Genomic DNA, 22,360 nt, shown 5'->3' with positions numbered 1-22,360 from the left:
CGGAGGAGACAGCATGCAGGACCTGCGCATTTCCCTCGTCCAGGGCGACACCCGCTGGCACGACCCGGCCGGCAACCGCGAGTACTACGGTGCGCTGCTGGCGCCGCTGGCCGGCACCACCGATCTGGTGATCCTGCCGGAAACCTTCACCAGTGGTTTCTCCAATGAGGCGATCGCCCAGGCCGAAGGCATGGAGGGCCCGACCGTGGCGTGGGTGCGCGCGCAGTCCAAGGCCTTGAATGCGGCGGTGATCGGCAGCGTGCAGCTGCGCGATGGCGAGGGCGTTTACAACCGCCTGCTGTTCGCCACCCCCGATGGTGGCCTGCAGTACTACGACAAGCGCCACCTGTTCCGTTACGGCGGCGAGCACGAGCGCTATGCCGCCGGCCGCGACCGGTTGTGCGTGGAATGGAAGGGCTGGCGGATCAATCCGCAGGTCTGCTACGACCTGCGTTTCCCGGTGTTCTGCCGCAACCGCTACAACGTCGAGCGTGCCGGCCAGCTGGACTTCGACCTGCAGATCTTCGTTGCCAACTGGCCTTCCGCGCGCGCCTACGCGTGGAAGACCCTGCTGCGCGCGCGCGCGATCGAGAACCTGTGTTTCGTCGCTGCGGTCAACCGCGTAGGCGTGGATGGCAACCAGCTGCATTACGCTGGCGACAGCGCGGTCATCGACTTCCTCGGCCAGCCGCAGGTGGAGATCCGCGAGCGCGAGCAGGTGGTGACCACCACCATCTCCGCCGAAGCACTGGCCTCGCATCGTGCACGCTTCCCGGCCATGCTCGATGCCGATGCCTTCCATCTGGATGTGCAGGCCTGATACGGCGGCTGAACGCTTCCCGCCCCACCGCGCGCGCCTGCATCCAACGTGCACGCGCGCGCTGCTAGATTCGCCCACATTCCGACCGATGTGGATGTTCTGCCGATGAATACCAAGGCGTTTGCCCTGCTGCTGGCGCTCGCCGCAGCGTCCCTGGCCCCGACCGCGCAGGCCGGTGGCAACCTCGACTGCCAGCTGCGCTACAGCCTGTCCGGCTGGTCGCTGATCTACAAGACCGCCTCGGGCAACGGCACCATCCACTGCACCAACGGTTCCAGCATGCCGGTGCGGATCCAGCTGAAGGGCGGCGGCCTGACCGTTGGCAAGTCGAAGATCACCGATGGCCGTGGCAGCTTCACCGGCGCCAGCAGCGTCGGCGAGCTGCTGGGCACCTACGCCTCGGTCGGCGCGCATGCCGGTGCGGTGAAGTCCAGCAACGCGCAGGTGATGACCAAGGGCGATATCTCGCTGGCCCTGTCCGGTACCGGCAAGGGCTGGGATCTGGGTGTGGACGGCGCGGCGTTCACCATCAGCCGGCGTTGAGTCGGGAGGGCTCCCCGGCTTCCCAGCTGATGCGGATGTAGTGCTGCTCGGCGTCGCTGGGCAGCCGTTCGACACTGAAGCGGTTCTCCAGCAGTTGCTCGACGACGCCGTCGACGAGGCGCTCGCTGGCCAGCGCCTTGTTGAAGCCGAACACGATGTAACGGCGGCCGTTTTCCGAGCCGACCTGGATCGATTTGTCCAGATCCCTGTAGTACTGCTCGATCGGTCGAGTGGCGGCGTCAGCGTTTGCGCGGGCCTGTTCTGCGGTGATGGTGATCATCGACATCTGCGTGGTTGCGGAGAACACGCACCATAGCCAGCGCTGCCGCGCGGTTTCCGGCAGTGGCGCACAGTGCAGGGCGTTTGCAGCAATTCCTAGGCCAGCGCGCTCCGCGGACGCAGCAACCACAGCGCCAGCACTGCACAGGCGATGATGGATGGCGCCAGCATCTGCAGTGCGCTGACAACGGCCATCGCCGCGCCGATCAGCAGGTAGTAGAGCAGGCCGAACAGGGCGCCGGCACTGCCCAGGCAGTGTGCATAGCCGCGTAGTGCCTGCCCGAGCACGTTGGGGATGGCCAGGCCGAATCCCGCCACGACCGGCAGCATCGCCATCACCATGACCGGTTGCCCGCGCAGCAGCGCGGCCAGGACACCACCAGCCAGTACCAGCGATGCCGCGATGCGGATGCGCGTCAACGCAGGGACGCCGGTACGCAACAGGCGGCCATTGGCCCAGGCGCCCAACGCCGAACCCAGCGCCAGCACCGCACCGCTGGCGCCGAACCAGCTGGCCGGCCAGTGCAGGCGTGCGAACACGAACGGCCCCAGCGCGTACCAGCTGTACATGGCCACGTTGAAGGCCATGACCAGCAGCGCGTGCGACCAGATCCAACGGTCGCCCAGCAGTTGCCGCAGCAGGGGCCGCAGCGGTACGGGCGCGATCTGCGCGGGCCGGCTTTCACGCAGCCCGGTCACGCAGCCGAGCATCAGCAATGCAGCGATCAGCAGCAGGCCGGCCTGCACGCCGGCATAGCCATCGGCAGCGACCAGCAGCGAGCCCAGTGCCAGCCCGATCGCCGGGCTCAGCGCCAGCGCCATGCCAATCCAGGAGAACGCCTGCGCCAGCGCGGGCCCTTCAAGGTGGTCGCGCAGCACGGTCTGGGTCACCACCGAGGCGGCGGCGGCGCCCAGGGCCGCCAGCATCTGCGCAGCCAGCACCTGGCCGAACGTGCCGGCCGCCAATCCGCCCAGTGCCGCCAGCACGAAAACGCACAGGCCACCCAGCAGGGCGGGGCGACGGCCAACGCGGTCGGCCAGCCTTCCCCACAGCAGCACGCCCAGCGCAAAGCCCAGCAGGTACAGGCTCATCGCCTGGCTGGCAGCGCTGGCTGGCAGGGTGAAGCGTTGCGCCAGATCGGCCAGCGCCGGGCTGTACAGGGTCTGCGCCAGCTGCGGAAACATCAGCAGCGCAATGGTGAGGGACAGCAGGCGAGGCGACATCGGCGTGCTCCGGAAACAGGGGCGCGCATTGTCGTGGCCATGCCGATGGCGCACTCTAGTGATTACGACAGTAGATGGATGAAATCGGACATGGCGTGGCTGCAGCCCGACGCTCGCTTCGATGCCGATGCCTGGAGCGCCCCGGTGATCGGTATCGCTGCCACGCTGGCCGAGCATGACTCCGGTTGGCACCAGCACGCACGTTCGCAACTGCTGTACACGCGCGCCGGTTGCACGCGGCTGACGTTCGGCGATCGCATCAGCCTGTTGCCGCCATCGCGCGCGGCGTGGATTCCGGGTGGTCTGCTGCACCGCGCGCAGATGCGACAGGCGGTGGACTATCGGTCGCTGTACTTCGATGCCACGCTGTCGGCGCAGTTGCCGCAGCAGCCAGCAATCATTGGTGTCGGTCCCCTGCTGCAGGCGCTGCTGGAGCCGATCGCGCAGGCGCCGTTCGCACATGACTGGCAAGCGCCGCGAGCGGGGCATCAACTGGCGCTGTGCGTGCTTGAGATTGCCGCTGCGCCGGTGGAGCCGATGGAGCTGCCATTACCGCGCGACCCGCGCATCGCCCGCTGCCTGCCGGTGGCCGAGCAGCTGCCGCCCGAACTGGGCGAGCTGGCCCAGCGCAGCGGACTGAGCGTGCGTACGATCGGGCGCCTGATGCAACGCGATACCGGCATGGGCTACCAGGCGTGGCGTCAGCAATGGCGGTTGATGCGGGCCATGGAACTGCTGCTGCTCGGCCATCGTGTCGCGCACGTGGCGCTGGAGCTTGGATTCTCGGCAGAGAGTCCGTTCATCGCCTTCTTCCGCAGCATGGTCGCGACCACGCCTGCGGCGTTCCAGCGCGCCGAAAGCGCTCGAGCGGCAGGGTGAGAGTGGAGTGGTCGCGGCCGAACGCGGGGAAGCGGGCGCACGGGCCCGGCTTCCGTCGCCGTGTCTACTGCTGGGCCATCAGCCAGGCCAATGTGCCGCGATGTGGTTCGGGCACGGTGCTGGACGCGGCATCAAGCAGCATCAGCGATGCCCAGCAGACGTCGGCAGCTGGTGCGGTGTCCATCCGCGGCAGTACCGCCATGGCCCGCGCGCGCGTGCTTTCGTCAGCCATCGAGGCGAGCAGGGCCTCGGTCGCCTCGGCAATCTGCTGTTCAGTGGCAGGGGTTGCGGGTCGCTGTTCGAGCTCGGCGAGGCTGGCCTGGTAGCTCATCTCGAACCAGAAATCGATGTCCTGCGACGGTCGCTTTTCCAGTTCGTTGAACAAGGTCCTGCCTACCTGCGCAATGTCCGAGGCCGTGGTGGCGCGGGCGATCAGTGCGCATTTCTCTACCGGCATTCCGCGCAGCATTGCGGCCAGCAGCTGCGCACGCCGCTCCAGCATGGGGCGGGGCAGGCGGCCGATGCCATCCAGTGCAAGCTGTGCACCGGCGACAGCAGCCTTGTCCTTGCTGCCGGCCTGCTTGATGCGGGTGAGATAGCGCTCATCGACAATCAGCCGACGCAGCATGCGGTCGGCCGGATCGTGCAGGGCCGAAGATTTCGGCCAGGGATTCTGCGTGGCGGCGATTTCCTGCTTGAGCCGGTCGGCAGCGCGTTCGCAGCCGCCGACCAGCAACAGAGCCACCAGCACGGCGCCGATGCGGGCGCCGAGGGACAACATCCGTGTCATCGCTGTGTCCTTCATTGAAGGTGGAGATCAGCCGCCGCGCGGGCCGCTGCGACGCGGGCCACCCGGGCCACGGTTGCCGCCGGGGCCACCCGGGCCGCGGTTGCCACCCGGGCCGCCGGGACCACGGTTGCCGCCGGGGCCACCCGGACCGCGATTGCCGCCCGGACCACCCGGACCACGGTTGCCGCCCGGACGTGCATTGGCATTGCCGCCCGGACGACCGTTGCCGGCCAGACGCGAGCTGCCATACGGACTGAACCCGGGATTGGCATGGTCGGACGGGAAGCTCGGGGCATTGCCCGGATGGCCGTACGGGTGCTTGTTGCCCTGGCCCTGCGAGCGGTTGCCCGCGCCGGCCGGACGACCCTGGCCGCCCGCGCCACCACGTCCTTCACCCCCAAACCCGCCGCGACCCTGGCCGCCACCGGCGCCTGCGCCCGGCCCCTTCGGCTTGCCGTACGGACGGCCCTGGCCGCCTGCGCCCGGACCACGGGCCCCCGGGCCACGAGCGCCCGGACCGGCATTGCGGTGGCCGCTCGGGCCGGTGCTCACGCCATCGGGCACGTACCAGGTACGGAATGCGGCCGGGTTGCCTTCCGGCAGCGAGCGGTCGTTCTTCGGTGCGCGCTGCTTGAACGGACGCTGCGACTGCTTGGCAGCAGCTTCACCGCTGACGGTCAGGCCGCCCTTGAAACCACCACCACCCTTGCCACCGCGACCACGGCCGCGATCTTCGCGCACGTTGTCGAAGCGGCGCAGTTCGCGGCCTTCATCGGCGGTGTTGTGACCGTTGACATAGGCATTGCCGCGGCCACCTTCGCGCACGCGCACGGTGGTCTTGGCGGCACGACGCTGGCCGATCACCGGCTGCAGGGTCAGGGCCGAGGGCGCGCCTTCTTCCAGCTTCAGCTCCGCGCGCAGCGCTTCGACCTGGCTGCCCGGCAGTTCGACGGACTGGCCGCGGGCCAGTTCGCGCGGCAGGCTGACCTTGCCGTAGCGGGTGCGCTTGAGGCGGCTGACCTGGCAGCCCTGCGATTCCCACAGGCGGCGCACTTCGCGGTTGCGGCCTTCCTTCACCACGACGCGGAACCAGTCGTGCGAATCGGTGCCGCCGATGCGTTCGATCTCATCGAACTTGGCCGGGCCATCTTCCAGCGCGACGCCACGGGTGAGGCGGTCGACGATGGCATCAGCCACCTTGTCCTCGCCTTCCGGGGCGCGCACGCGCACCACGTACTCGCGCTCGACCTCGAAGGACGGGTGCATCATGGCATTGGCCAGCTCACCGTCGGTGGTCGCCAGCAGCAGGCCGGTGGTGTTGATGTCCAGGCGGCCGACGGCGATCCAGCGGGCACCCTTCAGCGCGGGCAGGGATTCGAACACGGTCGGGCGACCTTCGGGGTCTTCGCGGGTGGTCACTTCGCCTTCCGGCTTGTTGTAGACCAGCACGCGCGACGGCTCTGCCAGCGCGGTGGCGACGAAGCCGCGGCCGTCGAGCTCGATCCTGTCGCCGCTCTTGACCGACATGCCGGTCTGGGCGACTTCACCGTTGACCTTGACCAGGCCTTCGGCAATGCGCTGTTCCAGCGCACGACGCGAGCCGAGGCCGGCCTGGGCCAGGACCTTGTGCAGGCGTTCTTCCAGCTTGAACTGTTCGGACGTGGCTTCGCGCTTGAGCGAAAGCTTGTTCAACGAGGGCTTGCGGGGGGTGTCACTCATCAGTTTTGCTCCGGCCGACGGTTTCGAGGTCGGCCTCTGGTTCGGAATCGGCTTGGTCAACAGCCACGGTCGTCTTCGCGACGGCGTTGTCTTCGCGTTCGTTCACTGTCACCGCGCGCTCGCCCGGCGCGGAATCGGGGTGCCCATCATCGGAGGGCGAAGGTGCTTGCTCATCGTCGGCCGCCGCAGGAAGTGCGTCGGCAGAATCGGGGGTGTCGCCGGCGGTCGTGCCAGCGTCGTCATTTGCAGCGGCGTCCGGGTCGTCGCTCACGTCCGGGCCGTCGGCACTGGCGGCGAGGGGGGCGTCACGATCCAGCGCCAGCTGCGGTTCCAGGTCGCCCAGGTCCTTCAGCTCGGACAGCGGCGGCAGTTCGTCCAGGCGTTTCAGCCCGAAGTAGTCCAGGAAGCCCTTGGTGGTGCCGAACAGGGCGGGCTTGCCAGGCACGTCGCGGTGGCCGACCACGCGGATCCACTCGCGCTCTTCCAGTGCCTGGATGATGTTACTGCTGACCGCCACGCCGCGCACCTGCTCGATCTCGCCACGGGTGATCGGCTGCCGGTAGGCGATCAGGGCCAGTGTTTCCAGGGTGGCGCGGGTATAGCGGGTCTTGCGTTCGGTCCACAGCCGGCTGATCCAGCCATGTACTTCGGCGGTCACCTGGTAGCGGAAGCCCGAAGCCACCTCCACCAGTTCCACGCCACGGTCCTGGCAGCCCTCGCGCAGCCGTTCCAAGGCACGTTCGATGCTGCCCGGTGGTGCCGGCTCATCTTCCGGGAACAGGTCCTTCAGCTGGGACAGGGTGAGCGGCTGGCTGGAGGCCAGCAGCGCACCTTCGACAATGCGGTTGATCAGCGTTTGATCCATCGGCAGTCAGCGCTCACTCGTTTTCATTGGCGGCGTCGTTGTCGTCGAACTCGCTGCTGAACTGCAGCGGGGCATTGGTATTGCCGGCGGCCAGGGACTTCACGTAGATCGGCGCCAGCGGTTCTTCCTGCACGAGGTCCAGCAGCTGCTCCTTGGCCAGTTCCAGCACGGCCAGGAACGTGACCAGCACACCCAGCTTGCCTTCTTCGGCGGTGAACAGGTTTTCAAAACGATAGAACCTGCCGTCTTCAAGCCGCCCCAGCACTTCACCCATGCGCTGCCGGACACTCAGCGCCTCGCGCTTGATGGCGTGGCCGGTGAACAGCTCGGCGCGCTTGAGCACGTCGTGCAGCGCCATCAGCATTTCCTTCAGGTCCACCGGCGGCGGCAGCTTCACTGCGGCGCGCTCGGGCATGAAGGCATGTGCCACGGTGGTGTCACGGTCCTGCCGGGGCAGGGCGTCGATATCCTCGGCGGCCTGCTTGAAACGTTCGTACTCCTGCAGCCGTCGCACCAGCTCCGCACGCGGATCGGCTTCCTCTCCCTCCACGCTGGGGGGGCGGGGCAGCAGCATGCGCGACTTCACTTCCGCCAGGATCGCCGCCATCACCAGGTACTCGGCGGCAAGCTCGAAACGCAGCTCGCGCATCACGGTGATGTATTCCACGTACTGCCGGGTGATCTCGGCCACGGGAATGTCCAGTACGTCCAGGTTCTGCCGGCGGATCAGGTACAGCAGCAGGTCCAGCGGTCCTTCAAAGGCGTCCAGGATGACTTCCAGCGCATCCGGCGGGATGTACAGGTCCTGCGGAATCTGCAGGACCGGTTGCCCATGCACCACGGCCAGCGGCATTTCCTGCTGCTGGGGGGCGGGCGGCCGGGTTGGCGTGTTCGCGTCGAGCGCGAGTTCGGAAGTCATCTAATGGAGATCAGGATTGCAACGGACCAGTCGCGGTAGCTGACACACCGGGCAACTGCCACGGACCGCCAGGACACCAGGCGCGCCTGTCTCGGCGCGGTTCCACACATCAAACAACAGGGCGCTCCGCAGGACACGGCAGCGACAGGACTACGGGGAGGTCGTCTACGTGGCCCGGTCGGGTTGACCGGTTCGAAGCAGCGGGTCGGTCGTCGGGGGCTGCGTTGGCCGCAAAAACCGACGGGCTGCTGCATCCAGCCACGTGCAATGGCCTCTAGGGTAAGCCTTTGCCGCGCCAGTGTCCAGCCGAGGCCGGGCAGGCGGCGGGATTGGCTAGAATCGGCCCACCAGCAACGCAAGCGAGGACATGCCGGTGTGGTACGTGATTGAAGGATATGACGGCCAGGATGTGCTGGCCCAGCGGCTGCAGGCGCGGCCCGAGCACCTGGCGCGGCTGGCAGCGTTGCGCGATGAAGGCCGCCTGCTTGTGGCCGGGCCGTGTCCGGCGATCGACAGCGAAGACCCGGGCCCGGCAGGGTTCAGTGGCTCGGTGGTGATCGCCGGCTTCGACTCGCTGCAGCAGGCCCAGGCTTGGGCCGATGCCGACCCCTACGTCGCCGCGGGCGTCTACGTGCGGGTGCAGGTCCGTCCATTCCGCAAGGTGCTGCCGTGAACGCGGAACGGATCGAGCAGATTCGTGATGCGCTGCAGCAGGCGCTGTCCCCCAGCGTGCTTGAGATCGAAGACGACAGCCATCGCCATGCAGGCCATGCCGGAGCGCGCGATGGTCGCGGCCATTTCAACGTGCACGTGGTCAGCCAGCGCTTCGCGGGAATGGCCCCGCTGGCGCGTCATCGCGCGGTCTACGCCGCCTTGGGCACGTTGATGGAAACCGACATCCACGCGTTGTCCATCCGCGCGCATACCCCGTCAGAACAGGGCTGAGGCCTTGTCCCGCGCTGTCCTGGCAGGTCCGTTGATGGGCCTGCCAGGGACAGGTTTCCGTGTCCGTTTGCGGACATTCGTCTAACGGACTGTTTACAAGCGCAGATGGAAACGCTTACATTCCGCGCCAATGCTGGTAGGTCCAAGCCGTGGAGGGCGGCTTCGTGAACAAGGCAGCCATAACAATCAAAGACGTCGCCCGTGAAGCCAAGGTCTCTGTGGCCACCGTTTCGCGCGCGCTCAACGGGCATGAAAATGTCGCCGAACCGGTCCGCCAGCTTGTGCTGGAGGTGGCCGCACGGCTGCGTTACACCCCGCATGCCGCCGCCCGCAGCCTGAGCAGCCGCCGCACCAATACGGTGGGCGTGGTGCTTCCGGACCTGTACGGCGAATTCTTCTCCGAGTTGATGCGTGGCATCGACAACGTCGCCCGCAGCCGGCGCCAGCACCTGCTGGTGTCGAGCTATCACGGCGACCAGGAGCAGCAGGGTGCAGCCCTGCGTGCCATGCGCGGCCGGGTCGACGGTCTGCTGGTGCTCTCGCCCTATGCCGAGAGCCCGGGGTTCCTGACCGACAACCTGCCGCAGGCATTGCCGACGGTACTCATCAACACCTACCTGCCTGGGCAGGACCATCCGGTGTTGAGCATCGATGACCATGCAGGGGCGATGGCGATGACCCGCCACCTGCTCGATGCTGGCCATCGCCGCATTGCATTCATTTCTGGCCCGGACCTCAACTTCGACGCGCGCGAGCGCCTGCGCGGCTTCCGTGACGCGCTGGCGGCATTTGGCAGCGGCGCCGAAGGCATCGAGCTGCCCGGTGATTTCGACGAAGCTTCCGGCCATCGCGCCGGTCAGGAGTTGCTGGCAGCCGGCACGCTGCCCGATGCCGTATTCGCCGCCAACGACATGATGGCCCTGGGTTGCCTGTATGCCTTCGCGCAGGCAGGTGTCCATGTCCCGACCGATGTCGCCCTGGCCGGCTTCGATGACATTCCGCTTGCGCGTTTCGTTCACCCGTCGCTGACCACCATGCAGGTCAGCATTGCCGAACTGGGCGATCGGGCGATGTCGCGTTTGTTGCAGTTGATGGACGGCACCTCCACGGAAGGGGCAGGGGACAAGCAGACCCTGGTCCCGCGCCTGATTGTTCGCGATTCCACCACTCCGCCATCCGGCCATTGAAGCCAGAGGCGTTCCTTCTTTTTTGATTGATCGCAGGTGCCGCGCAAGCGGTCACCGCCACCCGGAGATTGAGTTGATGATGCATTCCACTATCCGCACGCCGGCCCGCCGGCTGCTGAGCACCGCACTGGTCAGCTGCCTGATGCTGGCCGCCGCCCCGAACGTCATGGCGCAGTCGGCCAACGCCAGTCTGCGCGGCCAGGTGTCCGGCGCCCAGGCCGGTGCCGAAGTCACCGCCACCAACGTCGCCACCGGTACCGTCCGTCGCGGCACCGTGCGCGCCGACGGCAGCTACTCGCTGATGGGCCTGGACCCGGGCACCTACAACGTGGTCGCCAACGGCCAGACGCAGAAGGTCACCGTCACCGTCGCCTCGACCGCGACGCTGAACTTCAGCGAGGCGGCTGCCGGTGGTACCGGCTCGACCGCCGCCACCAACCTGGACACCGTCAACGTCGTCGCACCGACGCTGCTGCAGGAAGTGCGTACCTCCGAAGTGGGCAAGACCGTCAGCCTGCAGCAGATCCAGACCACCCCGCAGGTGTCGCGCAACTTCCTGGAGTTCGCCGACGCGGTGCCGGGCCTGATCTTCACCCGTGATGCCAAGGGCAACACCTCGCTGCGCGGCGGTGCCACCAACTCCGACGGCACCAACGTCTACATCGACGGCGTGGGCCAGAAGAGCTACGTCAAGGGCGGCGGCGTGGCCGGCCAGTCCGGTAGCGCCGGCAACCCGTTCCCGCAGCTGGCCATCGGCGAATACAAGGTCATCAGCGGCAACTACAAGGCCGAGTACGGCCAGGTGTCGAGCGCCGCAGTGACCGCTGCCACCAAGTCCGGTACCAATGAATTCAAGGGTGAGGCGTTCTACCGCTACACCGATGAGGACATGCGCGCCAAGACCCCGGCAGAACGCCAGGGCGGCAAGGACAAGATGGTCTCGGCCGAGAAGGAATACGGCTTCGCTCTGGGCGGCCCGATCATCCAGGACAAGGCACACTTCTTCGTGACCTATGAAGCCAAGCGCTTCGACCTGCCGGTCACCATCGCGCCGGACGGCGCGGTCACCGGTGCTGCCGGCCTGCTGCCGCCCGCAGGCGCCGCCGGCCTGGGCCCGGCCAGCCAGCCGTTCCAGCAGGATCTGATCTTCGGCAAGATCGACTTCGAGCCGACCGACAACGATCGCATCGAGCTGACCTTCCAGGACCGCGACGAAACCCAGTCGCAGTTCAGTGGCCAGACCTCGCCGGAAGCCGGCCGTGAAGTGGTCAACACCGACCGTCGTTACGCCCTGCGCTGGAACCACAGCGGCGAGCGTTACTACAACGAAATGATGGTCACCCATGAAGATTCGTTCAACAACCCGACCCCGCTGACCCTGGCCAACGGCATCACCTACACCGCACCGGACGGCACCGAAGACCGTACCGTGGTGAAGATCGGTGGCGCATCGGCACTGGATTCGCAGGTGAAGGGCCAGAAGGGCTGGTCGATCGAAGACAACCTGACCCTGGACGGCATCCAGTGGGCCGGCGACCACACCATCAAGATGGGCGTGAAGTACAAGGCGATCGACCTGTACGCCTCCGATGCGGCGCAGATCAATCCGACCTTCACCTACAGCCTGGGCGATCCGGACTTCCCCGATTCCATTCCGTACAAGGCGCAGTTCGTCAAGCCGGTGACCGGCGTGGACGGCGTGTCCGGTGAAGTGCGTTCGAAGTCCAAGCAGTATGGCGTGTTCATCCAGGACGACTGGCAGGTCAACGACCATCTGCAGCTGAACATCGGCCTGCGCTGGGACTACGAAAAGACCCCGACCTACCTGGACTTCGTTACCCCGCAGGCCGTGGTCGACGCGATCTATTCGCAGGATCCGCGCGCCGCCGCCGGCCAGACCTACGCCGATTCGCTGGCGCTGGGCGGCCTGGACATCAGCGACTACATCAGCAACGGCCACAACCGCAAGGCATTCAAGGATGCCTGGCAGCCGCGCCTGGGCTTCTCGTATGACATCAATGCCGACGAGCAGCACGTGATCCACGGTGGTGCCGGCCGTTCGTACGACCGCGACCTGTTCGACAACCTGCAGCTGGAAACCACCAAGCTGGCCCTGCCGCAGCCGACCATCTACTTCCGCAACCCGGCCACCGGCACCTGCATCAACGGCCAGGCCGCCTGCTATGACTGGAACCCGAACCTGCTCAACGGCATCGGCAACCTGCAGAGCCTGGTCGGTGCGACCAGCAATGCAGGCCTGGAAGTGGACCTGCTGAACAACAAGCTGAAGGCGCCGTACTCGGATCAGTTCAGCCTGGGCATGAGCAACCAGATCGGTGACTGGCTGACCGACGCCACCATCGCCCGTACCCTGAGCTACGACGGCTTCGCCTTCACCCTGGGCAACCGTTACCCGACCGGCCAGTTCTTCGATGACCCGCGCCTGTGCGGTGGCACCGAGCCGGGCCTGAGCCAGGCCTGGAGCTGCAACGTGCCGGGCTTCGGCAGCCTGATCATCGGCCAGCAGGGCATCAAGACCCGTGCGACCCAGATCCTGCTGTCGGCGCAGAAGCCGTTCACCAAGGAAAGCGGCTGGGGCACCTCGATCGCCTACACCTGGACGACCGCGCGCCACAACCGCGACATCAACGAGAAGTACGCCTTCGACCGCGGCCTGATCGAGGATTACCCGACCATCCGTTCCAACGGCGCGCCGCGCCACCGCCTGGTGGTGACCGGTTCGTACGCGGGCTTCTGGGGCATCACCTTCGGTGGCAAGATCACCCTGGCTACCCCGACCGCCGTCAATGACTGGTACCCGGTGCCGCAGGCCAGTGGCTACAACCTGCCGACCCCGCAGGCGGCTGTGCCCAACGCCAACGGCAAGTTCCTGGTCGGTGGCAAGATCTTCGGCTACCGTTCGGTCGATCTGCAGGCGACGAAGACGTTCAAGCTGGCGGGCGATACCGAGCTGTACGCTCGCCTGGACATCATCAACGTGTTCAACTTCGACAACTTCTCCACCTACAACTACGTCAAGAGCAACGGCAAGCTGGAGGCCAGTTACAACGAGACCGGCGACATCATCGGTACTCCGCGTCAGGTCAAGGCCGAAGTGGGCTTCCGCTTCTGATCGCGGGAAGTTGATGCAGTACGGAGCCATCGGTTCGCCGAAGGCTCCGGTTTCAACGGCAATGGCCGGCCTTCGGGCCGGTCCATTGCCCACGCCATTGCCGGGCAGGGGGCAATGGCGTGGGCAATGACCGCGGTGTCATCAACCACGTTTCCGTGGTTTTTTAAGACCGCACTTTGTAAACGATTTCAGGTCATTGGACGTTATGCTCTTTCATCGATCAGCCCACCGGAGGAACCGCGCCATGCAGGCACGCCACCTGATGACCGCCGCTGCGATGACCCTGGCCATCGCGGCCTGCAAACCGGCCCAGCAGGAGCCTGCCAAACCGCGCCCGCCAGTGATCCTGATCGAGGCCGACGCACCGCCGCGGCCGATGAAGCCGGAACTGCCGCCGCTGTTTGATGACATCGAGCGCCGCACCTTCCAGTTCTTCTGGGATACCACCAACGAGATCAACGGCCTGACCCCGGACCGCTATCCGTCGCGGCCGTTTGCCAGCATCGCCTCGGTCGGCTTCGCCCTGACCGCCTACCCGATCGGCATCGAGAACGGCTGGATCAGCCGCAACCAGGCCATCGACCGCACCCTGACCACCCTGAAGTTCTTCCGCGATGTGCCGATGGGCCCGCAGCGCACCGGCAAGGCCGGCTACAAGGGCTTCTATTACCACTTCCTGGACATGCAGGAAGGGCGCCGCTACGACAGCTGGGTGGAGCTGTCCTCGGTGGATACCGCGCTGCTGATGATGGGCGTGCTGTTCGCGCAGTCGTACTACGACGGCGACGATCCGCGCGAGAAGGAAATCCGGCAGATCGCCGACACCCTCTACAAGCGGGTCGACTGGCCGTGGCTGCAGCAGCGTGCGCCGCTGATCTCGATGGGCTGGTTCCCCGAGAACGGCTTCATCGACCATGACTGGATGGGCTACAACGAGGCGATGATGGTCTACATCCTTGCCCTGGGCTCGCCCAGCCACCCGGTCAGCCCGGATGCGTGGACGGTGTGGACGCGCACCTACGACAACGACTGGGGCGTCTACCAGGGCCAGGAATACCTGTCCTTCGGTCCACTGTTCGGCCACCAGTACAGCCATGTCTGGATCGACTTCCGCGATATCCAGGATGCGTACATGCGCGAGCGTGGCAGCACCTACTTCCTCAACAGCCGTTCGGCGGCGCTGGCCCAGCGCGAGTACGCCATCGCCAATCCGATGAACTGGAAGGAATATGGCGAGAACGTCTGGGGCCTGACCGCCAGCGATGGTCCGCAGAACACCACCCAGGACTACCGGGGCGAGCAGCGCCAGTTCCGCCATTACTCTTCGCGCGGTGCGGGCCTGCGCGAGAATTTCGATGACGGCACGATCGCGCCGACCGCGGCGATCTCCTCGGTCGTGTTCGCGCCCGAGGAAGTGATTCCGGCCACGCTGGAGATGCACAAGCGCTACGGCGACTACATCTATTCCAGCTATGGCTTCCTGGATTCGTTCAATCCCAGCTTCAACTACGACATCCCGATCAAGACCGGGCGGGTGGTGCCTGATCGCGGCTGGGTCGCCAGCGATTACATCGCCATCGACCAGGGCCCGATCCTGACCATGATCGCCAACTACCGCAACGACTTCGTCTGGGATGTGATGAAGAAGAATCCGTACATCCGCAAGGGACTGGAACGGGCGGGCTTCAGTGGTGGCTGGCTGGCGCCGGAAGGCGAGTTCCAGCCGCTGCTGCTGCAGAAGGATGAAAAGGCCGCAGCGGCACGTGCGGTCGGTATCGCCGAATCGCGTGCGGCCGCCGCGCAGGAACAGAAAAACAATGCCAACCGCAACACCGGCCAGGGGAAGTAACAAGGTGCACGACTGGAAACACCGTCTGCGACGCTGGGCATTGCCTGCACTGGCCACGCTGGTCATGGCAGGCTGCGCGCGCCCTGAGCAGGGCACCACTACCGTGCGCTTCTGGGCGATGGGCCGCGAGGCCGAGGTGGTCAGCGAGCTGATCCACGAATTCGAAGCGGAGAACCCCGGCATCAAGGTCGATGTGCAGAACATCCCCTGGACCGCCGCGCATGAAAAGCTGCTGACCGCCTTTGCCGCCGACGGCCTGCCCGACGTGTGCCAGCTGGGCAACACCTGGGTGCCAGAATTCGCCGAACTCAACGCGCTCACGCCGCTGCAGCCGTTCGTGCAGCGCTCGACCGTGGTCGATCCGAAGGACTACTTCCAGGGCATCTGGGATACCAACGTGATCCACAACGAGCTGGTCGGGGTGCCGTGGTACGTCGATACCCGCCTCATCTATTACCGCAAGGACCTGCTGGCCAAGGCCGGCTTCGACCATCCGCCGCGCACCTGGGCCGAATGGGACGAGCAGATGGCCGCGATCAAGCGCATGCAGGGCCCGAACCGCTATGCGGTGCTGATACCGATCAACGAGTTCGAGCAGCAGCTGTCGCTGGCCCTGCAGCAGCCCGATCCGCTGCTGCGCGACGACGACACTCGTGGCAACTTCTCCAGCCCCGGCTTCCGCCGCACGCTGGGGTTCTACGCCAACATGTTCGAGCAGGGCTGGGCGCCGAAGATGTCCGAGACCCAGATCTCCAACGTCTGGGATGAATTCTTCCGCGGCTTCAACGTGTTCTACATTTCCGGCCCCTGGAACATCCGCGAGTTCAAGAAGCTGCAGCCGAAGGAACTGGAAGGGCAGTGGGGCACGGCCGCGCTGCCGGGTCCAGACGGTCCGGGCGCCGGCATCGCCGGTGGCACCAGCTTGGTGATCTTCCGCAAGTCGCAGCAGAAGGAAGCGTCCTGGAAGCTGATCGAATTCCTGTCGCGGCCGGCAATCCAGGCGCGCTTCCACGCGATCATCGGCGACCTGCCGCCGCGTCGCAGCACCTGGAATGCACCGTCGCTGGCCAACGATCCGCTTGCCGCGGCCTTCCGTGACCAGCTGGAGCGGGTCAAGCCGACCCCGAAGGTGCTCGAATGGGAGCGCATCGTGCAGGAAATGCGCATCGTCACCGAACAGGTGGTGCGCGGTGGCCTGCCGCAGGACAAGGCCGTGGCCGAACTGGACCAGCGCGTGGACAAGGTGCTGGCCAAGCGTCGCTGGATGCATGAACAACAACGCCTGCAGCGCAGCGCACCCCCCTCGGGTTCGACCAGTGCAGTCGCGGCCGGGAGCCCGCAATGAAACGTACTTCGCTTGCCGGCTGGATCTTCGCCGGCCCCTCGCTGATCGTGCTTGGTGTGTTCTTCGGCCTGCCGGTGGCTTCGGCGCTGGCGCTGAGCGTGACCGACTTCGACCTGTATGCGCTGGCCGACAGCAGCAACCTGCGCTTCGTGGGTCTGGGCAACTACATCGACCTGCTGCAGACCCCGATGTTCTGGAAGTCGCTGTGGAACACCACCTATTTCGTGGTGATCGGCGTGCCGTTGTCGATCGGCGTATCGCTGGGCGCGGCCATTCTGCTCAATGCCCCGGCCGCGCGCTTCAAGGCGCTGTTCCGCACCGCGCTGTTCGCCCCGGTGGTGACCACGCTGGTGGCGGTGGCGGTGATCTGGCGCTACCTGTTCCACACCAGCTATGGCCTGGTGAACTACGGCCTGGGCCATCTGGGCATCAGCCCGATCGACTGGCTGGGCGATCCCAACTGGGCGATGCCGACCATCATGCTGTTCGCGGTGTGGAAGAACTTCGGCTACAACATGGTGATCTTCCTGGCCGGCCTGCAGGCGATCCCGCATGACCTGTACGAGGCCGCGCGCATCGACGGCGCCTCGCGCTGGAAGCAGTTCCTGCACATCACCCTGCCGATGCTCGGCCCGGTGCTGCTGGTGGTCGGAGTGATCACCGTATCCGGTTACTTCCAGCTGTTCGCCGAACCCTATGTGATGACCCGCGGCGACCCACTGCAGAGCACCGTCAGCGTGCTGTATTTCATGTTCGAGGAAGGCTTCAAGTGGTGGAACCTGGGACGCGCCTCGGCTGTGGCGTTCCTGCTGTTCCTGATCATCCTGGCGGTGACCACCGTGATGCTGCGCTTTGGCCGCAAGAGGCAGTTGGTATGAGTCGTGAAATCGGCCAGTCACGCTGGCACCCGTGGATGATCAATGGCGCGCTGCTGGTGCTGGCCCTGGTCAGCCTGGCACCGTTGCTGTGGATGCTGTCGGTGTCGTTCATGCCGCAGGGCGAGGCCACCCATTTCCCGCCGCCGCTGCTGCCGTCCAGCATCACCACGCACAATTACACCGAGCTGTTCGCGCGCACCGGCATGGGCGGCAACTTCGCCAACAGCCTGCTGGTGTCGCTGGCGATCACCCTCGGTTCGCTGCTGCTCAACACGATGGCCGGCTACGCTTTCGCCAAGCTGCAGTTCGCCGGCCGTGAGCGCCTGTTCCAGGTGCTGATGGCGGCGCTGGTGATCCCGGCACAGGTGGCGATGCTGCCGCTGTTCCTGCTGATGAAGCAGCTGGGCCTGGTCAACAGTTTCGGCGGCGTGATCGTGCCGGCGCTGGCCAGCGTGTTCGGCATCTTCCTGGTGCGCCAGTACGCCCGCTCCATTCCCGATGAGCTGCTGGAAGCGGCGCGCATCGACGGGGCAGGGGAGATGCGCATCTTCTTCCAGATCGTGCTGCCGATGCTGAAGCCGGTGCTGGTGACGCTGGCGATCTTCACTTTCATGGGCGCCTGGAACGATTTCATGTGGCCCTTGATCGTGCTGACCGACCAGGAGCACTACACTTTGCCGGTGGCGCTGGCCACCCTCTCGCGCGAACACATCATGGACGTGGAAATGATGATGGCCGGCGCAGTGGTCACCGTGGTTCCGGTGCTGGCGCTGTTCCTGGTGCTGCAGCGGTACTACATCCAAGGATTGTTGCTGGGGAGTGTGAAGGGATGATGCGTGCGATCGCCGTTGGACTGGGCCTGTTGTGGTCTTCCCTGGCGATCGCCGCACCACCGGCGCTGCCCGCGCCGAAGGTGCTGGATGATTTCGACGACATCAGCGCCTGGAAGCTGGTGTTGTCCGACCAGGTCAGCGGCTCGCTGCGGCCGGTCAGTGGTGCCGGCGGTGGCCGTGCGCTGTGCCTGGATTACGACTTCCACGAGGTCTCCGGCTATGTCGGCATCCGCCGCCCGCTGAACATCGAGTACCCGGCCAACTACCGCTTCGGCTTCCAGCTGCGCGGTGATTCGCCTGCCAACGACCTGCAGTTCAAGCTGATCGACGCCAGCGGCGACAACGTGTGGTGGGTCAACCGCCCCGGCTATGCCTTCCCCAAGGTGTGGACGCCGGTGGAGTACCGTCGCCGGCAGATCGACAAGGCGTGGGGGCCATCGCCAGAGAAGGACATGGCGCGCAGCGCGTCGATGGAATTCACGATCTACAGCAAGGTCGGCGGCCGCGGTACCGTGTGCTTCGACAAGCTGACCCTGCAGGGCCTGCCCGCGCAGGATGATTCGGCGCTGCGGCCCTCGGTGATCGCCGATACCGCAACCGCGCTGCAGGACCGGATGATCGACGGCAAGTCCGATACCTTCTGGATCAGCGGTGGGGTCAAGCAGCAGACCATCAGCCTGGACCTGCACAAGAACCGCGAGATCGGCGGTGCGGTAATCGACTGGCTGCCCGACCTGGAAGCCAATCGCTACACCGTGCGGACCTCCGAGGATGGCCGTGACTGGCGTACGGTGCGCGAAGTGACCGCCGGTGGCGGTGGCCGCGACTGGCTGGCACTGCCCGACACCGATGCGCGCTACGTACGTTTCGACCTGCAGGGCGGGCCGAACTGGCGCTACGGCATCCGTGACATCACCCTGAAGCCGCTGGCGTTCGCCGCGACTCCCAATGCCTTCCTGTCCTCGGTGGCGGCCGACCTGCCGCGTGGCGCATTGCCGCGCGCTTACGTTGGCGAGCAGCCGTACTGGACGCTGCTTGGCCTGGACGGTGGCCAGGAACAGGCGCTGATCAGTGAGGACGGTGCGCTGGAGCCGGCCAAGGGCAGCTTCAGCGTCGAGCCGTTCATCCGCCTCGACGGCAAGCTGCTTGACTGGTCGAACGTTGCCATCAGCCAGTCGCTGCAGGATCGGTACCTGCCGATCGCCACGGTCGATTGGGTGCACGAGAAGGCCGGCCTGTCGGTGACCAGCTTCGTGCAGGGCACGCCCGAACGTGCCCAGCTGATCGGACGCTACCGGCTGAGCAATCCGGACAAGGTCGCCCACGAATACACCCTGGCGCTGGCGATCCGCCCGTGGCAGGTCAATCCCCCCACCCAGTTCCTCAACACGGTGGGCGGCTTCAGCCGCATCGACAGCCTGGACGTGGGCGAGCAGCTGGTGCGCATCAATGGCGAACCGCGGCTGTATCCCCTGCAGGTACCGGATGCTCGCTTTGCCAGCAGCTTCGACGGCAAGCTGGATGCGATGCACCTGGCCAGCGGCAAGCTGCCCGGCACTACCGCGGTGAAGGACACCACCGGCATGGCGTCCGGTGCACTGCTGTACACGATCAAGCTCGAACCCGGGCAGAGCCGCGAGGTGGCGATCGTGCTGCCGCAGACCGGCAGCTGGGCGCCGCAGGCACTGGACGTGGCCAAGGCGCAGCAGCAGGTCGCGGCGATGTGGCGCGACAAGCTGGGCGTGGTGACCCTGCAGGTGCCCGCCGCCGGCCAACCGCTGGTGGAAACCCTGCGCACCGCGGTGGCGCACATGCTGATCTCGCGGGTCGGCCCGCGCCTGCAGCCCGGTACGCGCTCCTATGCACGCAGCTGGATCCGCGATGGCGCGATGATCTCCGAAGGCCTGCTGCGGATGGGGCGCAGCGATGCTGTGCGTGACTACGTGACCTGGTATGCGCCCTATCAGTTTGAAAACGGCAAGGTGCCGTGCTGCGTCGATGCGCGTGGCAGCGACCCGGTGCCGGAGAACGACAGCCACGGCGAGCTGATCTACAACATCGCCGAGTACGGCCGCTATACCGGCGACACGGCCTTCCTCGAGAAGATGTGGCCGCATGTGCTGGGCGCCTACAGCTACATGGAACAACTGCGCGGCAGCGAGCGTACCGAGGAGAACCGTGCGCGCAATCCTGCCTTCTACGGGATGATGCCGGCCTCGATCAGCCACGAGGGCTATTCGGCCAAGCCGATGCATTCGTACTGGGACAACTTCTGGGCGCTGCGTGGTTACAAGGACGCCGCGCAACTGGCGGCGCAGCTGGGCAAGGTCGAGGCGATGCAGATCAGCGAATCGCGCGATCAGTTCCGTGATGACCTGCAGGCCTCGCTGCTGTCGGCCATGCAGCAGCACCGCATTGATTACCTGCCGGGCTCGGCCGAGCTGGGTGACTTCGACGCCACCTCCACCACGATCGCGTTGGCGCCGGGCGGCGAGCAGGGGCGGTTGCCGCAACAGGCGCTGGACGCGACCTTCCAGCGTTACTGGAACGAATTCGTCGCACGCCGCGATGGCAAGCGCGAATGGAAGGACTACACGCCGTACGAATGGCGCAACGTCGCCGCGTTCGTGCGCCTGGGATGGCGTGATCGTGCGTGGCAGGCCACCGAGTTCTTCTTCAAGGATCGCGCGCCGCAGGCCTGGAACCAGTGGGCCGAGGTCGTCTCGCGCACGCCGCGCAAGCCGTTCTTCGTGGGAGACCTGCCGCATGCCTGGGTGGCCTCGGACTTCGTCCGCTCGGCGCTGGACATGTTCGGCTACAACCGCGATGCGGATGAGGCGCTGGTGCTGGCCGCCGGCATCCCGGTGGCGTGGCTGCAGGGCGAGGGCATTGCCGTGCAGGGCCTGCGCACTCCGCAGGGGCAGCTCAACTATCGCCTGCAGCGCAGCGACAAGCAGCTGGTGCTGGAAGTGCAGCCCGGGCTGGTGCCGCCGGCCGGTGGCGTGGTGCTGCCATGGCCGTATGCAGGCGAGCCGGGCCAGGCCACGGTCAACGGCGAGGCGGCGGAATGGGTCAACAACGAGCTGCATGTGCACCAGTTGCCGGCACGCGTCGAGATCGATGTGCCCAGCGCGGTGCGCCGCGCCGAACGCAAGGAAAAGTAAGCATGCGAGGTCCGCTCGGAATCGGTCGCGGTTTCTGCGCGCTGGGGCTGGCGATCGCGCTGGCCCTGCCCGGGCTGGCGCCAGCCGCTGAGTCGGCCAGCGCGGCTGACGCGGCCACGGCGGTCGGCGAACCCGGCATGAGCATGGTCACGTTCAACCTGCACCACGACCGCGAGGACTGGCCCAGCCGCCGTCGCACGATCGTGGCCGAGCTCAAGCGCCTGCAGCCCGATGCCATCGCGCTGCAGGAGGTGATCCAGAAGCGCAACGTGCGCAACCAGGCGCAGTGGCTGGCCAGCCAGCTCGGCTACCGGTACGTATTCGTGTCCACCGATCCGGTGGGTGCACCCAAGCGTTATGGCAATGCGCTGCTGACCCGGCGCCCGATCCTGGCGCATGGCGAGCACCTGCTGCTGCCGCTGGATGACTACCGCACCGTGGCCCATCTGCGCATCAACGTGGAGGGCAGGCCGGTCAATGTCTATGCCACCCATCTCAACGAGCGCAGTGACGACGCCGGCCAGAGCATCCGCCGCAGCCAGGTCGAAGACCTGCTGCGTTTCATCGCCGGCAGTTCTGCGGGGGCACCGGTGGTGATTGCCGGCGACTTCAACGCCCTGGTCGATGCCGGCGATCTGAGCGAACTGCGCAGCCACTACGGTGACAGCTACGGCAGCGTGCACGTCAACACCGACCTGGCGGCTGTGAGCACGCTCAACCGCCACTACTACCAGGCGCCGTCGCGGATCGACCACATCTTCTTCCAGCAGGACGAGATGGTCGCGCGCGAAGCGAAGATCCTGTTCGACCAGCCTGATGACGGCGGCCGCTGGGCCTCCGATCACTACGGGGTGTGGACCCGGCTGCAGTTCGCGCCGAAGCCCTGATAACGGCATCGCGTGGCGACGCGGCAGGCGTTCGCTACGGCATCTGATACGTCACAAACAGAAACGGCGGGGATCATCGATCCCCGCCGTTTCGTTGTTGC

The 22,360-nt window shown here is 66.2% G+C and carries 19 protein-coding genes; 13 read left to right on the top strand and 6 right to left on the bottom strand.

The genetic code is table 11. The features are described 5' to 3' along the window. The first annotated feature begins 13 nt into the window (after positions 1 to 13). Together LMF57_RS13210 and LMF57_RS13205 are read left to right on the top strand one after the other, a co-directional pair. The gene (locus tag LMF57_RS13210; RefSeq protein WP_117310836.1) at positions 14 to 820 is read left to right on the top strand and encodes an amidohydrolase; all 807 of its coding nucleotides are present in this window, start codon (positions 14 to 16) and stop codon (positions 818 to 820) included. A 105-nt stretch (positions 821 to 925) separates the two neighbouring features. Next, entirely contained in the window at positions 926 to 1,363 is a 438-nt protein-coding gene (locus LMF57_RS13205; RefSeq protein ID WP_229290021.1) for a hypothetical protein, read from the top strand. Here the strand turns inward: LMF57_RS13205 and LMF57_RS13200 are convergent. Then, positions 1,350 to 1,670 (bottom strand): hypothetical protein, encoded by a 321-nt coding sequence (locus LMF57_RS13200; RefSeq protein WP_229290020.1) that lies wholly within the window; start codon positions 1,668 to 1,670, stop codon positions 1,350 to 1,352. The two genes, LMF57_RS13205 and LMF57_RS13200, sit on opposite strands and share 14 nt — an antisense overlap. A 68-nt stretch (positions 1,671 to 1,738) precedes the next feature. Beyond that, positions 1,739 to 2,866: an MFS transporter gene (locus tag LMF57_RS13195; RefSeq protein ID WP_117310834.1), complete on the bottom strand. Its 1,128-nt coding sequence runs from the start codon at positions 2,864 to 2,866 to the stop codon at positions 1,739 to 1,741. Positions 2,867 to 2,956: 90 nt separating this feature from the next. Here LMF57_RS13195 and LMF57_RS13190 point away from each other — a divergent pair, with 90 nt between their 5' ends. Next, positions 2,957 to 3,745 carry a helix-turn-helix transcriptional regulator gene (locus tag LMF57_RS13190; RefSeq protein WP_025876489.1) on the top strand — a complete coding sequence of 263 codons (789 nt, stop codon included), beginning with the start codon at positions 2,957 to 2,959 and terminating at the stop codon, positions 3,743 to 3,745. Between the two features lie 64 nt (positions 3,746 to 3,809). Here the strand turns inward: LMF57_RS13190 and LMF57_RS13185 are convergent, their stop codons facing one another. From LMF57_RS13185 to LMF57_RS13170, 4 genes are read right to left on the bottom strand one after another with little or no spacing between them, the layout of a single operon-like run. Continuing rightward, entirely contained in the window at positions 3,810 to 4,535 is a 726-nt protein-coding gene (locus LMF57_RS13185) for a hypothetical protein (RefSeq protein WP_133119351.1), read from the bottom strand. A 27-nt stretch (positions 4,536 to 4,562) separates the two neighbouring features. Beyond that, the gene (locus LMF57_RS13180; protein ID WP_117310833.1) at positions 4,563 to 6,254 is read right to left on the bottom strand and encodes a pseudouridine synthase; all 1,692 of its coding nucleotides are present in this window, start codon (positions 6,252 to 6,254) and stop codon (positions 4,563 to 4,565) included. Then, entirely contained in the window at positions 6,247 to 7,119 is an 873-nt protein-coding gene (scpB, locus tag LMF57_RS13175; protein ID WP_117310832.1) for an SMC-Scp complex subunit ScpB, read from the bottom strand. Before scpB ends, LMF57_RS13180 begins: the two co-directional genes overlap by 8 nt. Before the next feature lie 13 nt (positions 7,120 to 7,132). After that, positions 7,133 to 8,038 carry a ScpA family protein gene (locus tag LMF57_RS13170; protein WP_025876498.1) on the bottom strand — a complete coding sequence of 302 codons (906 nt, stop codon included), beginning with the start codon at positions 8,036 to 8,038 and terminating at the stop codon, positions 7,133 to 7,135. Between the two features lie 373 nt (positions 8,039 to 8,411). Between LMF57_RS13170 and LMF57_RS13165 the strand changes: the two genes are divergently transcribed. The 10 genes from LMF57_RS13165 to LMF57_RS13120 all read left to right on the top strand — a co-directional run bounded on the left by LMF57_RS13165 (position 8,412) and on the right by LMF57_RS13120 (position 22,259). Next, positions 8,412 to 8,711: a YciI family protein gene (locus tag LMF57_RS13165; protein ID WP_117311935.1), complete on the top strand. Its 300-nt coding sequence runs from the start codon at positions 8,412 to 8,414 to the stop codon at positions 8,709 to 8,711. Next, on the top strand, positions 8,708 to 8,983 hold the full coding sequence (locus tag LMF57_RS13160; protein WP_117310831.1) for a BolA family protein: 276 nt from the start codon (positions 8,708 to 8,710) through the stop codon (positions 8,981 to 8,983). Before LMF57_RS13165 ends, LMF57_RS13160 begins: the two co-directional genes overlap by 4 nt. Before the next feature lie 164 nt (positions 8,984 to 9,147). Further along, positions 9,148 to 10,170 carry a LacI family DNA-binding transcriptional regulator gene (locus LMF57_RS13155; RefSeq protein ID WP_025876505.1) on the top strand — a complete coding sequence of 341 codons (1,023 nt, stop codon included), beginning with the start codon at positions 9,148 to 9,150 and terminating at the stop codon, positions 10,168 to 10,170. Between the two features lie 76 nt (positions 10,171 to 10,246). Continuing rightward, positions 10,247 to 13,303: a TonB-dependent receptor gene (locus tag LMF57_RS13150; RefSeq protein WP_117310830.1), complete on the top strand. Its 3,057-nt coding sequence runs from the start codon at positions 10,247 to 10,249 to the stop codon at positions 13,301 to 13,303. 244 nt (positions 13,304 to 13,547) lie between these two features. Further along, positions 13,548 to 15,152, top strand: coding sequence for a glucoamylase family protein (locus tag LMF57_RS13145; protein WP_117310829.1), 1,605 nt, complete (start codon positions 13,548 to 13,550; stop codon positions 15,150 to 15,152). Positions 15,153 to 15,156: 4 nt separating this feature from the next. Beyond that, the gene (locus LMF57_RS13140; RefSeq protein WP_229290019.1) at positions 15,157 to 16,497 is read left to right on the top strand and encodes a sugar ABC transporter substrate-binding protein; all 1,341 of its coding nucleotides are present in this window, start codon (positions 15,157 to 15,159) and stop codon (positions 16,495 to 16,497) included. Continuing rightward, positions 16,494 to 17,375 carry a sugar ABC transporter permease gene (locus tag LMF57_RS13135; protein ID WP_117310827.1) on the top strand — a complete coding sequence of 294 codons (882 nt, stop codon included), beginning with the start codon at positions 16,494 to 16,496 and terminating at the stop codon, positions 17,373 to 17,375. The genes LMF57_RS13140 and LMF57_RS13135 overlap by 4 nt, the downstream gene beginning before the upstream one ends. Next, positions 17,372 to 18,208, top strand: coding sequence for a carbohydrate ABC transporter permease (locus LMF57_RS13130; RefSeq protein ID WP_117310826.1), 837 nt, complete (start codon positions 17,372 to 17,374; stop codon positions 18,206 to 18,208). Before LMF57_RS13135 ends, LMF57_RS13130 begins: the two co-directional genes overlap by 4 nt. Beyond that, complete coding sequence (locus LMF57_RS13125; RefSeq protein ID WP_117310825.1) at positions 18,205 to 21,372, top strand: discoidin domain-containing protein; 3,168 nt, start codon at positions 18,205 to 18,207, stop codon at positions 21,370 to 21,372. Before LMF57_RS13130 ends, LMF57_RS13125 begins: the two co-directional genes overlap by 4 nt. A 2-nt stretch (positions 21,373 to 21,374) precedes the next feature. Next, positions 21,375 to 22,259 carry an endonuclease/exonuclease/phosphatase family protein gene (locus LMF57_RS13120; protein ID WP_117310824.1) on the top strand — a complete coding sequence of 295 codons (885 nt, stop codon included), beginning with the start codon at positions 21,375 to 21,377 and terminating at the stop codon, positions 22,257 to 22,259. Positions 22,260 to 22,360 lie beyond the last annotated feature (101 nt).

It is taken from the genome of Stenotrophomonas sp. SI-NJAU-1 (assembly GCF_020883215.1).
Taxonomy (GTDB): Bacteria; Pseudomonadota; Gammaproteobacteria; order Xanthomonadales; family Xanthomonadaceae; genus Stenotrophomonas; species Stenotrophomonas indicatrix.
Note: the sequence above shows the minus strand (reverse complement) of the source record. Positions and strands in the feature narration are given on the sequence as shown.

Bases quoted from the DNA above. Each gene is read 5' to 3' on its own strand.
- LMF57_RS13150 (WP_117310830.1), top strand. From the start codon at position 10,247: ATGATGCATTCCACTATCCGCACGCCGGCCCGCCGGCTGCTGAGCACC.
- LMF57_RS13180 (WP_117310833.1), bottom strand. From the start codon at position 6,254: ATGAGTGACACCCCCCGCAAGCCCTCGTTGAACAAGCTTTCGCTCAAG.
- LMF57_RS13145 (WP_117310829.1), top strand. From the start codon at position 13,548: ATGCAGGCACGCCACCTGATGACCGCCGCTGCGATGACCCTGGCCATC.
- LMF57_RS13125 (WP_117310825.1), top strand. From the start codon at position 18,205: ATGATGCGTGCGATCGCCGTTGGACTGGGCCTGTTGTGGTCTTCCCTG.
- LMF57_RS13205 (WP_229290021.1), top strand. From the start codon at position 926: ATGAATACCAAGGCGTTTGCCCTGCTGCTGGCGCTCGCCGCAGCGTCC.
- LMF57_RS13135 (WP_117310827.1), top strand. From the start codon at position 16,494: ATGAAACGTACTTCGCTTGCCGGCTGGATCTTCGCCGGCCCCTCGCTG.
- LMF57_RS13210 (WP_117310836.1), top strand. From the start codon at position 14: ATGCAGGACCTGCGCATTTCCCTCGTCCAGGGCGACACCCGCTGGCAC.
- LMF57_RS13170 (WP_025876498.1), bottom strand. From the start codon at position 8,038: ATGACTTCCGAACTCGCGCTCGACGCGAACACGCCAACCCGGCCGCCC.
- LMF57_RS13190 (WP_025876489.1), top strand. From the start codon at position 2,957: ATGGCGTGGCTGCAGCCCGACGCTCGCTTCGATGCCGATGCCTGGAGC.
- LMF57_RS13120 (WP_117310824.1), top strand. From the start codon at position 21,375: ATGCGAGGTCCGCTCGGAATCGGTCGCGGTTTCTGCGCGCTGGGGCTG.
- LMF57_RS13185 (WP_133119351.1), bottom strand. From the start codon at position 4,535: ATGACACGGATGTTGTCCCTCGGCGCCCGCATCGGCGCCGTGCTGGTG.
- LMF57_RS13130 (WP_117310826.1), top strand. From the start codon at position 17,372: ATGAGTCGTGAAATCGGCCAGTCACGCTGGCACCCGTGGATGATCAAT.
- LMF57_RS13195 (WP_117310834.1), bottom strand. From the start codon at position 2,866: ATGTCGCCTCGCCTGCTGTCCCTCACCATTGCGCTGCTGATGTTTCCG.
- scpB (WP_117310832.1), bottom strand. From the start codon at position 7,119: ATGGATCAAACGCTGATCAACCGCATTGTCGAAGGTGCGCTGCTGGCC.